Annotated in this window: 15 protein-coding genes; 12 read left to right on the top strand and 3 right to left on the bottom strand. The window is 38.7% G+C overall.

Going from position 1 to position 13,350, the window contains the following annotated elements; all coding sequences use genetic code 11:
• Positions 1-14 precede the first annotated feature (14 nt).
• The 7 genes from PEDSA_RS08295 (at position 15) to PEDSA_RS08265 (ending at position 4,969) form a co-directional block, all read left to right on the top strand.
• Positions 15-920, top strand: a complete 906-nt coding sequence (locus PEDSA_RS08295) for a DUF6268 family outer membrane beta-barrel protein (protein ID WP_013632707.1) — start codon at positions 15-17, stop codon at positions 918-920.
• A 59-nt stretch (positions 921-979) separates the two neighbouring features.
• Positions 980-1,555 (top strand): AAA family ATPase, encoded by a 576-nt coding sequence (locus tag PEDSA_RS08290; RefSeq protein WP_013632706.1) that lies wholly within the window; start codon positions 980-982, stop codon positions 1,553-1,555.
• A 122-nt stretch (positions 1,556-1,677) separates the two neighbouring features.
• Complete coding sequence (locus tag PEDSA_RS08285) at positions 1,678-2,406, top strand: helix-turn-helix transcriptional regulator (protein ID WP_169311982.1); 729 nt, start codon at positions 1,678-1,680, stop codon at positions 2,404-2,406.
• Between the two features lie 73 nt (positions 2,407-2,479).
• A complete protein-coding gene (locus tag PEDSA_RS08280) occupies positions 2,480-2,863 on the top strand; it encodes a VOC family protein (protein ID WP_013632704.1) in 384 nt (127 codons plus the stop codon).
• Positions 2,864-2,905: 42 nt separating this feature from the next.
• A complete protein-coding gene (locus PEDSA_RS08275) occupies positions 2,906-3,754 on the top strand; it encodes a class I SAM-dependent methyltransferase (RefSeq protein ID WP_013632703.1) in 849 nt (282 codons plus the stop codon).
• A 233-nt stretch (positions 3,755-3,987) separates the two neighbouring features.
• On the top strand, positions 3,988-4,455 hold the full coding sequence (locus PEDSA_RS08270) for a MarR family winged helix-turn-helix transcriptional regulator (protein WP_013632702.1): 468 nt from the start codon (positions 3,988-3,990) through the stop codon (positions 4,453-4,455).
• Between the two features lie 10 nt (positions 4,456-4,465).
• Complete coding sequence (locus PEDSA_RS08265; RefSeq protein ID WP_041537358.1) at positions 4,466-4,969, top strand: hypothetical protein; 504 nt, start codon at positions 4,466-4,468, stop codon at positions 4,967-4,969.
• A 152-nt stretch (positions 4,970-5,121) separates the two neighbouring features.
• Here PEDSA_RS08265 and PEDSA_RS08260 read toward each other — a convergent pair whose 3' ends face one another.
• On the bottom strand, positions 5,122-6,645 hold the full coding sequence (locus PEDSA_RS08260; RefSeq protein WP_013632700.1) for an IS1182 family transposase: 1,524 nt from the start codon (positions 6,643-6,645) through the stop codon (positions 5,122-5,124).
• Between the two features lie 163 nt (positions 6,646-6,808).
• On the opposite strand from PEDSA_RS08260, the gene PEDSA_RS08255 reads away from it, so the two are divergent.
• The 5 genes from PEDSA_RS08255 to PEDSA_RS08235 all read left to right on the top strand — a co-directional run bounded on the left by PEDSA_RS08255 (position 6,809) and on the right by PEDSA_RS08235 (position 9,825).
• Positions 6,809-7,375, top strand: a complete 567-nt coding sequence (locus PEDSA_RS08255; RefSeq protein WP_013632699.1) for a Crp/Fnr family transcriptional regulator — start codon at positions 6,809-6,811, stop codon at positions 7,373-7,375.
• Between the two features lie 110 nt (positions 7,376-7,485).
• Complete coding sequence (gene def, locus PEDSA_RS08250) at positions 7,486-8,070, top strand: peptide deformylase (RefSeq protein WP_013632698.1); 585 nt, start codon at positions 7,486-7,488, stop codon at positions 8,068-8,070.
• Between the two features lie 30 nt (positions 8,071-8,100).
• A complete protein-coding gene (locus PEDSA_RS08245; protein ID WP_013632697.1) occupies positions 8,101-8,631 on the top strand; it encodes a GNAT family N-acetyltransferase in 531 nt (176 codons plus the stop codon).
• A 108-nt stretch (positions 8,632-8,739) separates the two neighbouring features.
• Positions 8,740-8,964, top strand: a complete 225-nt coding sequence (locus tag PEDSA_RS08240) for a hypothetical protein (RefSeq protein ID WP_013632696.1) — start codon at positions 8,740-8,742, stop codon at positions 8,962-8,964.
• Between the two features lie 33 nt (positions 8,965-8,997).
• Complete coding sequence (locus PEDSA_RS08235; protein WP_013632695.1) at positions 8,998-9,825, top strand: RteC domain-containing protein; 828 nt, start codon at positions 8,998-9,000, stop codon at positions 9,823-9,825.
• Between the two features lie 83 nt (positions 9,826-9,908).
• Here PEDSA_RS08235 and erm read toward each other — a convergent pair whose 3' ends face one another.
• Positions 9,909-10,721 (bottom strand): 23S ribosomal RNA methyltransferase Erm, encoded by an 813-nt coding sequence (erm, locus tag PEDSA_RS08230; protein ID WP_013632694.1) that lies wholly within the window; start codon positions 10,719-10,721, stop codon positions 9,909-9,911.
• 514 nt (positions 10,722-11,235) lie between these two features.
• Positions 11,236-13,320: a type IA DNA topoisomerase gene (locus PEDSA_RS08225; protein WP_013632693.1), complete on the bottom strand. Its 2,085-nt coding sequence runs from the start codon at positions 13,318-13,320 to the stop codon at positions 11,236-11,238.
• Between the last annotated feature and the right edge of the window lie 30 nt (positions 13,321-13,350).

Raw genomic sequence — 13,350 nt, 5'->3', positions numbered from 1 at the left:
GTGGAAGTTTGGTAATGAAATTTATTATTCTATTTTTCCTGACATTCACGTGTTATGATATAGCTGCTCAAATACAGATACAAGTCAAAACAGAGTATTTAGGAGAATCAAGCTATAGGAAGACCGACGGTAAAACCTATCAAAAAGTGGGAGATGCAAAAGGTTCTGCTGTAATTTATCAAGCGGATGTACACATTCCTCTGTCGGTCAAGCTAAATGAAAAGAATCGTCCTATAATATGGTCTATAAGCGGAAGATTTGCACAGGCGCGACTACACAATCGTAATTTTGACGAACCTATAGTAACGGATAGAATGATGAATGTTGGCTTGAATCTAAATCATTTACGTCCTTTGAACGATAAATGGTCAATTATGGCAAGTATAGGTGGAGGCACATACATGCCGAGTACGGAGTTTTCCCAAATGAGATTTAAAAATACACTTGGTAATATCGGAACAGTATTCATATATCATTTAAGGTCAAACTTGGACTTAGGGGTGGGAGCTGCTATCAATAACTCCTTTGGATATCCGATGTTATTTCCAGCACTTTATCTCAATTGGAAAATGGAAAGGAAATATAATGTTGAAATCAATGTTTTGGACGGCTTGGAAATGTGTTTCCGATATGACCTGAATAACAGCTTCCGATTAAATGTAATCGGGGAGATGAATGGACAAACAGCTCTTTTAGAACAAGATGGAAAAGATAAGATTTTCTCGCATGCTTATATAATAGGAGGCGTTCGTCCAGAGGTAAAAATTGGCGACAATATATTCTTAAATGTCACGGCAGGAGTTAACGCTTGGAGACCATCTCAAATGACTGAAAGAACGATAAAAAGTATATTCAAAAAACAACAGTACTACTTTAAGGCTTCGCCCTACGTTGCTACGCAGTTAAAAATAGTGTTATGAATAATATAGGCTGATAACAAGCTGAGAGATTAAGTAAAAAATGAAATCTAAAACTTGTTATGGGTTTAACGAGAAATTTACAAAAAAAAGACCATTATAATATGGTATATACAGAAAATGAAGTGTTCGACTTAATTCTAAACTGTGAGCATATGCCCAAAGTCGTTCTCATGTGTGGACTGTCAGGATCCGGAAAAACCACATTCGCAAAACAGTTAGAATGTTATGGTTTTCATAGGCTATCGGTCGATGAAGAAATATGGAATAACTATGGTCAGTTCGGAATAGATTATGCTGAAGAAGAGTATGATAAACTATCAGCTTTAGCAGAAAAGGCACTGTTTATTCAGTTTTTGGAACTTCTAAAATCCAAACGGAATATAGTAGTAGACTTTAGCTTTTGGCAAAAGGAAAAGCGTAACGAGTTTAAGCGGATAGTGGAAACAAACCACGGAAAGTGGTTTCTTGTTTATATGAACCCTCCTATTTCGGCAATAAAAAACAGACTGAAAATTAGAAATAAAACTTTTGAGGCAAATGCCGCTTTTCCGATTACAGATTTCATCCTAAACAAATATATAGATGGCTTTCAAATTCCCGAACAAGAGAATCAATTGGAAATTGTATCTATATAAACACTGAAGGGTTGGGATGATTGTGCTTAATTTTGCTAAATTTGTTAGAAAACCTCAGGATGGATATCAAAATAATACAGCCTGTACCACCCCTCCGAAAGCATATTCGTTTTTTCTTTATAATGGAAAATACGAGCACTGCTTTTATTGGAAAATTCAAAATAATTCCCGAGGGCGTACCCGGTATGATTTTTCAGGAAAATCCCACGGTCTTTTACGATAAAGACAAGCAAACATTACCCCAATCTTTCTTATTTGGGCAAGCTACTCAGTACTCACAGCTTACGGCAACGGGTAGTTTTCGAAATATTGGGGTCAGTTTCCAACCCGCAGCTTTAAGATCTGTTTTCAGAATAGAAGCAATTGAATTAACGCAACGACACACTGACATCAATGATTTAGTTAAAACCACTATAAATGACCAACTTCTAAATACACAAACATTAGAACAAAAAATAGCGGTTTTAGAACATTTTTTCTTACAACAAACAACAGACTGTAAAGGTGAAAATGATAAAGTAAAATTTGCGTTAAACCAGTTTCAAAAAGGTCAGGAATTAAAACAGGTGCAAGCCGATTTGAGAATATCAGAACGCTCGTTGGAACGTCTGTTTAAATCATATATAGGCATTTCCCCAAAGTTGTATTCAAGAATCTGTCGCTTTCAGTCAGCTTTAAAAACGCTAAGAACGGCTAACTTTAATGCTCTTACGGAAATAGCCTATTTAGAGAATTATTTTGACCAATCTCATTTTATCAGAGATTTTAAATATTTTACAGGCACGACTCCAAAGTCATTTCTTCTTAATGCAAACGAACAATTGCCCAATTTTCCGGAATTGAAGTTTTAGTACTGTCGGTTTTATCCAATTTTCAAAAAACGGGGGACTTTAACTTTGTTGAATTAATCAAAAACAGTTTAAAATGAAAAGAGCAATTGATTGGTTTGAAATTTATACATCCGATTTTGACAGGGCAAAGAAATTTTACACAACAGTATTTGACTGCGGATTTAATGAAACGACAGTGAACAACGAAAGACACAGCCGAATGAGGTATGCCATTTTTGAAAGCAGTGAAAACAAGCAAGAGATTGGCGGTGCGCTTGTTAGAATGGATGAAGCAAAACCCGGTATTGGCGGTGTTTTAATTTATTTTGCAACCGAAGAAATCAATACAGCATTAAACCGTGTTGAAGCTGCCGGCGGAAAAGTTATTCGTCGAAAGTTGAACGTGGGGGATTTTGGTTCTATTGCTTTAATAGAAGATACAGAGGGGAATATGATTGGATTACATGCTAAAAAATAGCTTCATTGTAATTACGTTTGATATTAATTATAAAATAAGGAAATGGGAATAGATAAAGTCATAAAGCCGGATAATACCGCAGTAAGAACCGCATTATGGAGAGCGTTACACGTTCAGACAGATGCAAAACCTCATATATTTGAAGATGAAATAGGATTCAAGTTAATTGCACCTGATGATGATTGGCAGGAACGGCCTGACATGAAATATACCAAGCGGCTGCGGGCTTCTATCGTAGCCCGTTCACGTTTTATTGAAGATATAGCTAAAGAGCAAATCGCAAAAGGCATAAAACAATACGTTTTACTTGGTGCAGGATTGGATAGTTTTGCCCAACGAAATACGGAAATCAGTTCGCAAGTTGATATTTATGAAATTGACCAACCCGACACATTAACGTGGAAAGAAGAAAAGCTGATTGAAAACGGCTATAAAATCCCCGGCAATCTCCACTTTGTACCTGTCGATTTTGAAATCTCATCTTGGTGGGATGAGCTATTAAATAAAGGTTTTAATGTTAAACAGAGGGCTTTTGTGTCTTGTATCGGTGTTACGCTTTATCTTACCAAAGAAGCGATTACCGACACACTGAAAAAAATGACTTTGCTTGCACCTGGTTCTACTATTGCAATGGCCTTTTATCTGCCATTGGAATTACTTGATGAAGAGGACAAGCCATTAATGGAAATGTCGATAAAAGGAGCGGCAGCTTCAGGTACTCCTTTTGTAAGTTTTTTTTCGGTTGAAGAAACTGTAAAACTCGCTGAAAAAGTAGGTTTAAAAGAAATACAGACAATCTCCACAAAAGATATGACGGAAAAATACTTTAAGAACAGAACCGACGACCTTCTACCAGCAAGCGGAGAATTTTTTTTAGTAGCAAAGACCTGAAAAATACGAAAGAGAATACTTCCTTGCAACCGTGATATAGTGATATAAAATGGCTGAAAGCAATGTTTTTGCCGGTGTTTTACCGTAGATTAACAAAGTTATGTGCAACCTTGATCAACCACCGCACAGACCTTCAACCGACCAACATTTTCCAACATTTCTAAAAAGTCTGTTCAAAACACTTGGATTATTGTTTAGAAACTATTTATCTTTGTAACTAAGATATTTAGAATATGAGAGAAAAGCAACCAAACAGCATAATTGAAAAATTCAGAACTGCAAGCCGACAGTATTCTGATGCTTCCATTTTTATGCACGAAGCCATTGCACGAAAGGCAGGTTTATCAGGAGCAGACCACAAGTATTTAGGACTAATACTTCAACACAAAGAATTAACCGCAGGCGAAATTGCTAAACTGACAGGACTTACAACAGGTGCGGTTACAGGTTTAATTGACCGTTTGGAAAAGAAAAAGTTATTGAAAAGACAGTTTACAAAAGACGACAGGCGAAAGGTAATTATCATTCCGAATGTTGAAAATAGTATGAAACTTTTACAACCGATTTTCAATGAACTGCAACAAAGAACGACAGCTCTTATCAATTCGTTTTCTGAAAAAGAAATCCATATCATTGAACGATACTTTGTAGAAGCAACCACCATAATGAATGAAACAACAGATAATTTAAACAATAAATAAAATGGGAAAAATGGAAAATATAACAGCAACATACTTAACAAGAGCCGAACTATGGCTTTGCATTACGACCCTCATTTATTTTTTAATGAATGGGGCACAGATTTTTGAAACTCTTGTTTTTGTTCCGAAATGGACGGCTTCACCACCCGGTAACTTTAAATTTTTGTTAGACGGACAAGGAGCAAGTTTGAAATTTTTTTGGATAGTTTTCCATTCACTACACGAATTAACTTTCATACTTGCCATTATTTTTTGTTGGAAAATTGACCCTGTAAGAAATTGGTTATTGATTTTGTTTGCCGTTCATTTTGCAGCGAGGGTTTGGACACTTTCCTATTTTGCACCCAACATCATTGACTTTCAAAAAGTAGCAGAAAATCCGTCATTAGCCAAAGACTTAATCAGCAGAACATCACTTTGGCAGACACTCAACTATGTGAGAGTTGCCATTTTCATAGCTGTTTCAATCGGACTTATTCCGTTGTGTATTAAATTGTTTAGTATGCGACACTAAACGACTTGCCAAAAAGGTATGCACATAACACCGGTAACTGTTGCACAACCCCAATTTTCCAAGAAAACACAAAATATCAGACCTTGTTTAAGTCTTTTTAAGCGAGGTTTGTTTTAAAAAAGAATTTAGGTTTTGGATTTTTAAAGAAGCCGTTATCGGCTAAAAACAAGCAGATACAATCTCTTTTTGAAGAAACAAAGCTTTGCCTTGGCCAAAGCTAATAATTGAGGCTTTTTACGTTCAAACTTCAGGTATTTCTTCAAATTATAGCATAGCGCTGCCATTAGCACATGCTTGTTCGCCTGTGCCATCCCGCGGCTGTTCAACCGTTTCATGTTGTGGTGGTTGAGCAGGGTTCCCAAAACCGGCTCTACCGTGGAACTCCGGCGTTTTACCAATCTACGATGGTAAGCTTTGTTCTGGCTGAGCTTTTGATGCATCTTGTCGTAAAGTGGTTTATGGATACTGTCATCAAGCTTTTTGAAACGGCTGACCTTACCACAGCATTCCGCTCGCAAAGGACAATTCCCACAGTCCCTTTCGCTGCTCCGGTAAATATGTTTGCTATAGCCCTTACTATCGGTTTTGGTTCCTTTAAAAAGCAGAATAGCTTTATTTCCGTCCGCCTTATGGCATTCGTATCGGTTAAGGAGCGTGTTGTAGGTAAAACCTGCTCTTTCGGCTTTGTATTGACCAAAATTGGGGATCCAGGCATTTATACCTTTGTCTTCCAGATATTGCAATGCTTCTCCGCTGCTGTAACCTGCATCGGCTATAAGCTCTTCCATTTCCATTTCATGCGCATGGAAATTGCTGATCGTTTGGTCTAATATTTCATGCAGGATGGTACTGTCCTTACTGCCTGCCGTACTGGCACAGGCTCCGGTGATTACGTGATGGGCATCGTCTACCGCCAATTGACCAGCATAATTCAATTGTCTTGGTTTCCCCGGTTTAGTAGATATTTTAGCATCAGGATCTGTAGGAGAGTAATGCGTATGGTTGCTCAGGTATTTGGGACGGATCTCTTCGCCATCTTCATCTTTGCGCTGGCTATTGCTATTTGCCGGCATATCCTTATAAGCTTCCTTTTTCCATGCATGGTGGCGCTCTACCAGTTTTTTCCTTTCGCTGGTTACTTTATATTCGCTGTTCTCTTCCAGTTCGTTCACAAAAGCAGAGGCATCTTCCAGTACCTCTTTCTCCAATAAACTATCCATACTGGCATTGGCCTTGATAAAGGCTGAGTCTACTGCCTGACGCTTACCACGGACCATTCCTTTTTCGATGCACAGGTAAAGCACTTTACGGAAGAGATCCAGAAAGACCTCCTCGCCATATAATTTCCTCGTTCTGGAGATGGTGGAGTGCCAGGGCAATTCCTCATTGAGATCATAGCCCAAAAACAGGCGGATGCTTAGGCTATCGGCACAAAAGCGCAGCAAAGCCCTATCGCTATTGATGTTGTTGAGGTAACCCACAAGAAGGATCTTAAAGAATACCACGGGATCTATGCTTTCCTGACCTTCACTACCATAATACTTACCTGTGGAAGAATACAGGAAGTGAAGGTCTAATGTTGTCAGTAGGATCCGGTAAAAATTGTCTTTGGGAACCAGGCTTTCCAAACTTGTCTGATAAAATAATTGGGGCGTAAACTGCTTGCGTCCTTGCATAGGTTAATTTACGATTTTTTGATTACTTTAGGTTGTGCAACAAGCACACCGTATTGGCAATAGGTGGCACGTTATGAGATATCCACACAAAAAACGGTTTTTTATAAAAACATTAAATTTGTATTTTCTTTTTCAAGAAAGGAACTGAAAAGAGATTATTTTTATGGGGCACATCAGAGAATACTACGAGCGGATACTAAAATTGCAGGAAACAGAATGGGAATTTATAGCTTCCCACTTTGACAGGAGGGTTTTTGCCAAAAACGAAACCATCACACGACAGGGCGAAACAGAAAAATACCTTTCCTTTGTAGAAACAGGCATCGTTCGATTTTATATTCCAGATGATGAAAACGAACTGACTTTTAATTTCTGTTTTGATAAAGAATTTACCTGTGCTTACAATTCATTCCTGACCCAGACACCATCTGAATACGAATTGCAGGCATTGACGGAAACCGTGGTTTGGCAAATATCTTATGATGATTTGCAAAAAGTATATGCAGAGACCAAAGCAGGAAACTATTTAGGGCGTTTTGTGTCGGAGAAACTGTTTTTGCAAAAAAGCAAAAGAGAATTATCGCTTTTAAAACATACGGCAAAAGAAAGGTATCTAAACCTGTTCAATGAACAACCCGATATTTTAAAATTTATTCCATTAAAATACGTTGCTTCCTATATCGGGATAACACCACAGGCTTTGAGCCGGATACGCAGGCAAATTGCATAGCAATCACGAACATCGTTGAAAATCAACGGAATCCGTGCGCAAATACTTAACATAGGTTCATTGCCTACCATGTTTATTCTTTAGAAATTTGTTGAAAAATCCAAAGAATAATGAAACGATCCATCTTAGCATACGGACACCATATCTTAAAACAGAAATGCAACTACATCGAAAAGGATTATCCTGAATTGGATAAATTAATTGCCGATATGTGGGAAACGATGGAAAATGCCAATGGTTGCGGATTGGCATCACCACAGATAGGACTTCCAATTAGATTGTTTATCGTGGACAGCAAATCCACTTTTGACAACCTCGGAGAAGAAGACAGAAAGTTTTATTTCCCCCAAGATGATAAAGGCATAATGGAAACTTTCATCAATGCCAAAATCATCCAACGGTCTGAAGAGCTTTGGGATGACGAAGAGGGCTGTTTAAGTATTCCAAATTTATTCTACAAAGTAAAGCGGAATTGGGCGATAACGATTGAATATTATAATCGGAATTTTGAAAAGCAAATCCGTACATTCAGTGGAACGACCGCGCGAATGATACAGCACGAATACGACCATACCGAGGGAGTTCTCTACCTCGATTATCTCAAGCCTTTAACAAAAAGGCTTATGGCTTCCAAACTTCAAAAAATCCTAAAAGGTCAAATTGTACCAGCCTATCCCATGAACTTCATACGATAGAAAAAGCAACCATTTTAAACATACTTACTTATGATAAATATTAGAAAAGCCGACATAGATGACGTGATAACTATTTCAAAATTGGGACGTATAACATTTTCAGATACGTTTGAGTCTTTTTTCAACGACAAGAACGACCTGTTGGATTACTTGGAAGACATTTTTTCGGAAAAAAGGATTCACGACAGTATACTAAAAGCGGAATCCATTTATTGGATTGCTTTCTACGATAGCATTCCTGTTGGTTATGCGAAAGTTAAACTGGACTTCACAAGCCAATTGATAATCCCACCAAAAACGTGCTATCTTGATAAGATTTATGTCGTAAAAAAATTTATAAGCAAAGGAATCGGTAAGGAACTGCATAAAATTTTAATGCAAGAAATAATTGCTTTGAAATATCAGCGTATTTGGCTCTCTGTATTAAAAGAGAATCAAAAGGCAATAAATTTTTATCACAAAAAGGGCTATCAGAAAATAAGTCAGTATTCACAAAACATTGGTTCTCAGAAATTCGACTTTTTTGTAATGGCACTGAATTTAGACGAAAAAGCTACATGAATTTGCATACAGGGGTTTTGTTTGTAACTTCTATTTTGTCCATTCATCCTTGAGATAAATAAGTTGCTATTGAAGTTGTTTCGAACCCCCGGTCTGATAAACAGAAACATGAAAACAGTAGAAATTTTTAAAACAGATGTACGGGATGAAAAAAACGCCTGTAAGATTATAAAATTCCTTTTAGCAAAATACAATAATGTCTACAAAATTAACTTTGACCTTGAAGATGAAGATAATATTCTTAGAGTTGAAGCTAACCGCACTGAAATTAAAATAAGAGATATCATACAAACTGTGGTCGGTTTGGGATACCGTTGTGAAAGGATAAAATAGCTTTTGATAACGAATTAATGCATAAACCACTGAATGGACAATTTTTACAATGGAATAATATCTAAACTCGAAACGGCAATCGACACAATGGAGATTGAAGCGGACTGTTCTATTCAGCGGACAGAAGCGGTGATCCATCTTATCCTCGGATGCCTGTCCGAACTGAAAGCATACGTTCTGAAAAGAGGTTTTAAAAACACCGATGAAGAAATCCGTTTTTTCAAATATCAGAAACCTGCCATTGTTGCCAAGCTCATTTACTACAATGCCATCTACAAAATCGAAACAAAAAAGCCTTATGGAACAAAGCCCATAAGGAAATACCTTAACAAAGAACTGAAAAAGCTAAAAAGGTTCTTTGACAACAACCTCGATTTTTACAAGTACTACCGTAGCAATAACTCGTTCCTCGACGAGAAAATGTTTTTAAGGGGTAACCACGATATAAAGCTATGGTTGGACACTTATTATTTCCAGTCAGACCACAATTTTTCTACATCACATGATTACAAGGTTGCCAAGATAATAGCCAACGATTTGATACAGGTCTACATCGAAGACCAGTTATACCACAGGTTCCAAAAGAACAAATCAAAAGCCCAAAAGAGGCTGAAATGGACAGGTAGCAAAGTAGCCTTGATAGAACTGATTTATGCCCTGCATTATCAAAATGTGTTTGACAACGGGAACAACGACATAAGAGAAGTAGCCCAATATTTTGAAAGTGTATTCGGCATCAATTTGGGCAATTTCTATCAGACTTATTTGGAACTTAGAAACCGGAAGATGAACCGTACAAAATTCCTTGATACGCTTCGGGATATACTCATCAAGAAAATGGACGAGCAGGACGAAAAATAGTACGAAAGCTAAAGGTTTTTAAACTACTTTCAAATCTAATAGAAAAACAACGCTGAACCAAAAGATTCAGCGTTGACCATATTTTAAAGAAGATTAGGGTGGTAATCAATCGGAACAAGTGTCAACATGCTCACAAAACAGCCCAAAAATTGCTCAGCAGACATTGAGAATACGGGTTTGTCCAACACCAGACCGTAACTCTCTGCAAGCTCTCTAACCTGTTGCTTTCTGAACAGTTTCTTTAAAACAGTTTTTGAGGGTAAATCGGGGAACCTCATCATAAAATGAAGAAAGCTGAGATATTTTTCCTTCATTTCGGCACCAATATTATCCGTACATTTCTTTTTGCCGATTTTCACTAAAGCTGATTTTACAGTTGGTGGTGGCATGAAGCTTTCGGGATTAATTTCATAAATAAATCTCACCTCAAAAAATGTGTGGTAGAAAACTGTATACGGATTAAAATACTTTTTCCTAACAAGTTTTTTAGCAGACTCAAATTGCATTATCAAGCACCCTTGCTTAAAAAACTCAATATTGGTGTACATTAGGGACTTAAGAATTTCAGAAGTTAACGCAAAAGGTATATTGGACACCACTTTAAAGTTTTTTTGTGGCACTGAAAACTTTCTGTAGTCCAGCCCGATTATGGTAACATTTTTATTAACCCTAAATTTTGACCGTAATTCAGAGACTAAACGGTTATCGTTCTCAATTGCTATGACATTTGTAGAATGTTTGACCAAATGTACCGTCAAAAATCCAGAACCGGCACCAATATCTAAAACGACATCTCCTTTTTGTATCTCTGCCAATCGAATGGCGTCATTTATCAGGATGGTATCAATTGTAAAGTGTTGCCCCGTAAACCTTACGGGTAGGCTACGCTTTTTCATAAAATATTTCTTTGAATAATTATTGAACTGAATAGAAATCGCGAGGAGCGATAGACAGTATTATCCAACAGAAATAAATAACCAGACTACTCCAAAGAGGAACAGCAAAGGTTAACCATCAGTTGATGACCCAAGAATATTATGGAGATTTTAAGATAATTTTTAGACTGTCTACCGCTTAGATAACAGTCCACCATTTTATAAAGAAAGCACAACAGCCCATATCCATATCATATGTTTATTCAGACAAAAATATAAAAAAATGAATTAAACTGGTTTACAAAACACTGCATTTTTAGATAAGCTACCTTTGTACGTTAGTTGTTTGAAATTCAGTTAAGCCTATCGGTTCTGTAGGCGTGCCACCGTCTGCATTTTACCACAATATAACGGGCAATCAAAGAAATGCAGATGGGTCGGGCTATCCGCTGTATCATTTGCGGATCTTGCAGGACCGCAAAAGGATGTCGCTTCTATCCCTCACGCTGTATGCCGTCCAGAAAAAACAAAATATTTATTTCCTTTTTGGTTTCCTGTTCTCAAATTCAAAGGAGGTTTCGGCTTTATCGTTCATGACGATATAGGCATTGAATTTATTGCCCGAATTGCTTTTCATGCCTTTGATAAGATTGGTCTTTCCTTTGGTCACAAGGCTTTCTATGTCGGCAACGCTCAACGGCACTCCGCACACAATACGGAATTGAAGCCAACCACAAGCCTCATCGGGGCATTTTACAACTTTGTTCCAAACCAATAGCTGACGGCTCTTGCATTTAGGGCACGTCAGTTCGGGTTGCTTTTCTTTGGCAATGCCCGTGTCCAAAAGTTCCCGTGTAATGAAAGTGGCATAGGTTTCCATATCACGGTGAAAAGCATCTGCATTTGCATCGTTGTTCTCGATTTTCTGCAAAGCCATTTCCCATTCGGCGGTCATGGCTACATCCGCAATCTTTTTGTCCTTAACCGCCCCGTAAACCTGCAATCCCTTATGGGTAGGGATTAGGGATTTCTTTTCACGCCGAATGTAATCCCTCTTAAAAAGCGTTTCTATAATGGAGGCTCTTGTGGCAGGTGTACCGATGCCGATGTCTTTTAGGGCTTTCCGTTCGTCCTCGTTGTCAATCTCTTTTCCGGCATTTTCCATTGCGGACAACAGACCTGCCTCGGTATAAAGCACAGGCGGTTTGGTTATCTTTTCCAGTACGGATGCCACTTTGATTTTCAGCTCATCGCCCACCTTTAATTCCGGCAGTTCCTGCACAGGGTCGCTGTCCTCATCCGTGAATTTTCCCTTGATGCCACGCCAGCCGGCTTCTATGATTTTACACCCTTTCAGTGTAAAATCATAGTGAAAAGCCTGCAATCCGATGTCGGTTATTTCTTTGGTACAGGCAGACGAAAGGGCTTCCAGTAGGCGGTACGCAATCATATCATAGATAACATTTTCATGCGCTGTTAATTCGGATGGGATTTTCTCGGTAATCAACAGACCGTGGTGGTCTGTTACTTTTACATCGTTCACTATGCGTTTATTGAAACGCCCCCATTTCACTTTTCCGACCGCTTTTTTGCAGGAAGCACGGGCTTCCAAATTCCTTACCAGTGCAGGGATTTCCGACCACATATCTTCGGGAATATATTTACTCCCTGTACGTGGATAGGTGATAAACTTCTTTTCATACAGGCTTTGGGCAATGTTCAATGTTTCCTCGGCAGTATAGGATGCTCTTTTATTGGCTTCTTTCTGCAACCCCGTAAGGTCGAACAGTAAAGGCGGTTGCTCCGTAACTGTTTTGGTTTCCATTGCCGTAACGGTCGCTGTTCCGTTACGCTGAATGGATTTTAGCGTATCGTCAGCAAGTTTCCTGTCATCCCATTTGGTTTTGGAAAGGCTCTTAAAGTCCGTAAATTCTTTGCGGTGTTCCAACTGGATTTGAAAGTATTTCTTGACGGCAAAGTCTTTGTTTTCCAAATACCGCTTGCAGATGAGGGCAAGCGTAGGCGTTTGTACTCTACCAAGCGAGTAAACGCCACGCCCTGCCGAAATGCTCAACGCCTGCGAGGCATTGATGCCCACAAGCCAATCGGCTTTGCTCCGTCCTTGTCCGGCTCTGTATAGCCCGTCAAAATCGCTTCCGGCTTTTAGGTTGTCAAAACCCTGTTTAATCGCCTTTTCCGTGAGCGAGCTTATCCATAAACGTTCGAAAGGTTTCCGGCACTTTAGGTATTCATAGATATACCTAAAGATGAGTTCCCCCTCACGTCCGGCATCGGTAGCCACGATAATACTATCGCATCTGCCGATGACCTGTTCGATAATATTTAACTGTTTTAATGCCCCGTTATCGGGAACATAGCTTTTGTCCTTTTTAATCTTTCGTACCGTCAGTAAAAAAGGGTTGGGCAATATGGGCAGGGCTTCCCTTTGGAAGCCCGATACCCCGTAATCTTCGGGCATCGCCAGTCCGACCAGATGCCCCAATGCCCACGTAACTTCATAGCCGTTCCCTGTTAGGTAGCCATCCCGTTTTTCGGTCGCTCCCAACAGGGTAGCTATTTCCCTCGCCACACTTGGCTTTTCTGCAATGATTGCTTTCATGATACTATCTCTTTTAATGGATTATATGAT

It is taken from the genome of Pseudopedobacter saltans DSM 12145 (assembly GCF_000190735.1).
Taxonomy (GTDB): domain Bacteria; phylum Bacteroidota; class Bacteroidia; order Sphingobacteriales; family Sphingobacteriaceae; genus Pseudopedobacter; species Pseudopedobacter saltans.
This window is presented reverse-complemented; position numbering and strand designations above follow the sequence as displayed.

Coding starts and splice junctions, on each gene's coding strand:
- PEDSA_RS08295 (WP_013632707.1), top strand. CDS start 15: ATGAAATTTATTATTCTATTTTTCCTGACATTCACGTGTTATGATATA.
- PEDSA_RS08290 (WP_013632706.1), top strand. CDS start 980: ATGGGTTTAACGAGAAATTTACAAAAAAAAGACCATTATAATATGGTA.
- PEDSA_RS08285 (WP_169311982.1), top strand. CDS start 1,678: ATGGAAAATACGAGCACTGCTTTTATTGGAAAATTCAAAATAATTCCC.
- PEDSA_RS08280 (WP_013632704.1), top strand. CDS start 2,480: ATGAAAAGAGCAATTGATTGGTTTGAAATTTATACATCCGATTTTGAC.
- PEDSA_RS08275 (WP_013632703.1), top strand. CDS start 2,906: ATGGGAATAGATAAAGTCATAAAGCCGGATAATACCGCAGTAAGAACC.
- PEDSA_RS08270 (WP_013632702.1), top strand. CDS start 3,988: ATGAGAGAAAAGCAACCAAACAGCATAATTGAAAAATTCAGAACTGCA.
- PEDSA_RS08265 (WP_041537358.1), top strand. CDS start 4,466: ATGGAAAATATAACAGCAACATACTTAACAAGAGCCGAACTATGGCTT.
- PEDSA_RS08260 (WP_013632700.1), bottom strand. CDS start 6,645: ATGCAAGGACGCAAGCAGTTTACGCCCCAATTATTTTATCAGACAAGT.
- PEDSA_RS08255 (WP_013632699.1), top strand. CDS start 6,809: ATGGGGCACATCAGAGAATACTACGAGCGGATACTAAAATTGCAGGAA.
- def (WP_013632698.1), top strand. CDS start 7,486: ATGAAACGATCCATCTTAGCATACGGACACCATATCTTAAAACAGAAA.
- PEDSA_RS08245 (WP_013632697.1), top strand. CDS start 8,101: ATGATAAATATTAGAAAAGCCGACATAGATGACGTGATAACTATTTCA.
- PEDSA_RS08240 (WP_013632696.1), top strand. CDS start 8,740: ATGAAAACAGTAGAAATTTTTAAAACAGATGTACGGGATGAAAAAAAC.
- PEDSA_RS08235 (WP_013632695.1), top strand. CDS start 8,998: ATGGACAATTTTTACAATGGAATAATATCTAAACTCGAAACGGCAATC.
- erm (WP_013632694.1), bottom strand. CDS start 10,721: ATGAAAAAGCGTAGCCTACCCGTAAGGTTTACGGGGCAACACTTTACA.
- PEDSA_RS08225 (WP_013632693.1), bottom strand. CDS start 13,320: ATGAAAGCAATCATTGCAGAAAAGCCAAGTGTGGCGAGGGAAATAGCT.